We start from the raw sequence: 227 nt of genomic DNA, 5'->3' as shown, positions 1-227 counted from the left end.
TTCAACACACAGCCGCCTGAAGGCGGCTGGATCCCTACCGCTATCTACCTGTAGCTTACCACAGGTTTCAACACACAGCCGCCTGAAGGCGGCTGGGAGGGAGGACTGCAAGATAGATTCTTTAACCCGTGGTTTCAACACACAGCCGCCTGAAGGCGGCTGGCTGCAGAACATTCCACGTGGCGACACCAGCCGAGTGTTTCAACACACAGCCGCCTGAAGGCGGC

The organism is Neisseria sp. HMSC065D04, assembly GCF_001815675.1.
GTDB lineage: Bacteria > Pseudomonadota > Gammaproteobacteria > Burkholderiales > Neisseriaceae > Neisseria.
This window is presented reverse-complemented; position numbering follows the sequence as displayed.